This is a genomic window from Saccharomonospora halophila 8 (assembly GCF_000383775.1).
In the GTDB taxonomy this organism is placed as follows: Bacteria; Actinomycetota; Actinomycetes; order Mycobacteriales; family Pseudonocardiaceae; genus Saccharomonospora; species Saccharomonospora halophila.
This window is the reverse complement of record NZ_KB912483.1, coordinates 28247-30906: the sequence shown is the minus strand read 5'-3', so window position 1 is coordinate 30906 and position 2660 is coordinate 28247. Positions and strand designations below refer to the sequence as shown.

The following is a 2660-nucleotide window of genomic DNA, read 5'->3' as shown; positions in this document are numbered from 1 at the left end:
CTCGGACGCGGGGCTGCGGGTGCACCTGGACGGCGCCCGCCTCTGGAACGCGGCGACCGCGCTGGGCGTCCCGCCCGCCGCGTTGACGGTCGGGGTGGACACCGTGTCCGCCTGCTTCAGCAAGGGGCTCGGCGCGCCCGTGGGCTCGGTCGTGGCCGGGAGCGAGGAGTTCGTCACCGAGGCCCGCAGGATGCGGCACATGCTCGGCGGCGGGGTCCGCCAGGGCGGCGTCCTCGCCGCGGCGGCACTGATCGCGCTCGACCGGATCGGTGACCTCGCCGCCGACCACGAGAAGGCGGCCCGGCTCGCCACCGGGCTGCGGGAGCTGGGCTGGGACGTGGTCGAACCACGGACCAACGTCGTGCTCGCCACCCGCTCCGACCTCCGGGCGACCCTGGACGCGCTGGAGGGACTGGGCATCCGGGTGCTGCCGATGGCGGGCAAGGCGCGGTTCATGCTGCACCGCGACCTCTCGACCGCCGACGTGGACGAGGCACTGCGCCGCATCCGCACACTGACCGACTGAGCATGCCGACGACGAGGGGGACCGGTTTGTCCTGGGTGGTCTTCGACTACGGCGAGGTACTCAGTGAGCGCACCGCGGCCCTGCCCGAACTGGCCGGGCTGCTCGGGGTGCCGCAGGCGAGATTCGAATCCGCCTACTGGGCGCACCGCGAGGCCTACGACCGGGGCGCCACGGACCACGCCTACTGGCAGGCGGTGGCGGACACGGTCGGGACCGAGGTGGACGCGGCCACGACTGAACGGCTGACCCGGACCGACATCGCGGGCTGGTCCCGCCTCGCTCCGGGGACGCCGGACCTGCTGGCGGCCCTGGAGCGGGACGGGCACCGGCTCGCCCTGCTCTCGAACGCACCCGCGGCGTTCGCCGCGCACACCCGCCGGCAGCCGTGGCTGCGCCGCTTCTCCGAAGTGCTGTTCTCCGCCGAGACAGGCGTGGCCAAACCCGATCCGGAGATCTTCGACCTGTTGCTCGACCGCCTCGGCGCCGACGGCGGGGAGTGTCTCTTCGTCGACGACCGCGAGGTCAACGTCCACGCCGCCCGCACGGCGGGCCTCAACGCCCACCTCTGGCCGGGCACCACCGACGCGCTCCCCCTGATCCGGTCCTGTTCACCCGGCGTGGTGCCGTGAGGGGCACATTCCCTGCATGTGACGCAGCGGAAGTGCCCCTCACGGCCGTCGGCGCAGGGAATGTGCCCTTCACGACAACACCCGGCCGGGTGGTCAGGAGCGGATCTGCTTCCTGTCCTTGTTCTTGATCGCGCCGTAGGCGGCGGCGCCGAGGAAGACCCCGCCCGCGATGACGGCGATCCAGAACACCGCTTCGATGAGGAACCCGACCACCCAGCCGAGCACCATGAATCCCACCCAGGCCAGCAGCAGGCCGCCGACGATCTTCCAGAACATCGCAAATCCCTCCACCGGTTCGGGTCCGCCCCTGCCAGCTTGACACGTGTGGGGGCGCGCACGCCGCAGTACCGCCCGACCTCGGGGAGAAATCGGGGACCGACCCCGGTGCTTCTCCGGGTCACGCGCCGTGCAGCCAGGCCCCGAGCCTGCGCACCGCCTCGGTGATCTCGGCCTCCGCATTGGCGAACGACAACCGGACGAACCGGTGGCCGTGGACCGGATCGAAGTCGATGCCCGGGGTGATCGCCACGCCCGTCTCGTCCAGCACCCGCCGGCACCAGGCCAGGCTGTCGTCGGTGTGCGCGGAGACGTCGGCGTAGGCGTAGAAGGCGCCGTCCACGGGTGCCACCCGGCCGAAGCCCATCCCGTGCAGCCCGTCGAGCAGGATGTCGCGGTTGCGCCGGTAGGCGGCCACGTTGGCGTCCAGTTCGGCGCGGGACTCCGGGGTGAACGCGGCGACCGCGGCCTTCTGCGCCAGGGCCGGGGCACAGATGTTGAGGTTGCCGGTCAGCACGTCCACCGACCGGTGCAGCCTGCCCGGCGTCAGCATCCAGCCCAGCCGCCAGCCGGTCATGCCGAAGTACTTCGAGAACGAGCCCAGCACCACGGCCTCGCGGGAGCTGCTCCACGCGCAGGCGGTCGCGGTCCCGTAGGAGATGCCGTGGTAGATCTCGTCGCTGATCAGCTGCACACCCCGGTCGGCACACCAGCGCGCGAGCGCGGCCAGTTCCTCCGGGGGCAGCACCGTGCCGGTCGGGTTGCCGGGGCTGGCGACCACCACACCGTCGAGGTCGCCGAGCCGGTCGAGATGCTCGACGGTCGGCTGGAACCGCGTCGAGGCGTCCGTGTCGAACTCGACGACCTCGCACCCGAGCGCGGCGAGCAGGTTCCGGTAGGCCGGATACCCCGGGCGGGCCATCGCCACCCGGCTGCCCACGTCGAACGCCGCCAGGAACGCGAGCAGGAATCCACCCGACGAACCCGTCGTGACGATCACGTCGTCCGGCGCGACGTCGAGGCCGTAGGTCTCGGCGTAGTGCCCCGCGACGGCGTCCCGCAGCTCGGGGATGCCCAGCTGCGCCGTGTAGCCGAGGTCCCCGCCGCGCAGCGCACGCTCGGCGGTGTCGAGGACGGGGCGCGGCCATCCCCGGTCGCCAATACCACCGCACTCGACGCCCTCGATCAGCTCGCGCTGCCTGCGGGATCGGTACTGTTGCTCAACGGGG

At 72.3% G+C, this 2660-nt stretch carries 4 protein-coding genes; 2 read left to right on the top strand and 2 right to left on the bottom strand.

What is annotated here, in order from left to right; genetic code table 11:
* Both SACHA_RS19770 and SACHA_RS0101510 read left to right on the top strand, forming a co-directional pair.
* On the top strand, nucleotides 1-526 hold a 526-nt coding region (locus SACHA_RS19770), incomplete at its 5' end, for a threonine aldolase family protein (RefSeq protein ID WP_019806635.1).
* Between the two features lie 2 nt (nucleotides 527-528).
* Nucleotides 529-1155, top strand: a complete 627-nt coding sequence (locus tag SACHA_RS0101510) for an HAD family hydrolase (protein WP_020628579.1) — start codon at nucleotides 529-531, stop codon at nucleotides 1153-1155.
* Between the two features lie 93 nt (nucleotides 1156-1248).
* On the opposite strand, the gene SACHA_RS0101505 is transcribed toward SACHA_RS0101510, so the two are convergent.
* Nucleotides 1249-1431 (bottom strand): hypothetical protein, encoded by a 183-nt coding sequence (locus SACHA_RS0101505; RefSeq protein WP_019806631.1) that lies wholly within the window; start codon nucleotides 1429-1431, stop codon nucleotides 1249-1251.
* Nucleotides 1432-1552: 121 nt separating this feature from the next.
* Nucleotides 1553-2660, bottom strand: a 1108-nt coding sequence (locus SACHA_RS19765) for an aminotransferase class I/II-fold pyridoxal phosphate-dependent enzyme (RefSeq protein WP_019806628.1), incomplete at its 5' end; no start/stop codon positions are given.

Coding starts and splice junctions, on each gene's coding strand:
- SACHA_RS0101510 (WP_020628579.1), top strand. CDS start 529: ATGCCGACGACGAGGGGGACCGGTTTGTCCTGGGTGGTCTTCGACTAC.
- SACHA_RS0101505 (WP_019806631.1), bottom strand. CDS start 1,431: ATGTTCTGGAAGATCGTCGGCGGCCTGCTGCTGGCCTGGGTGGGATTC.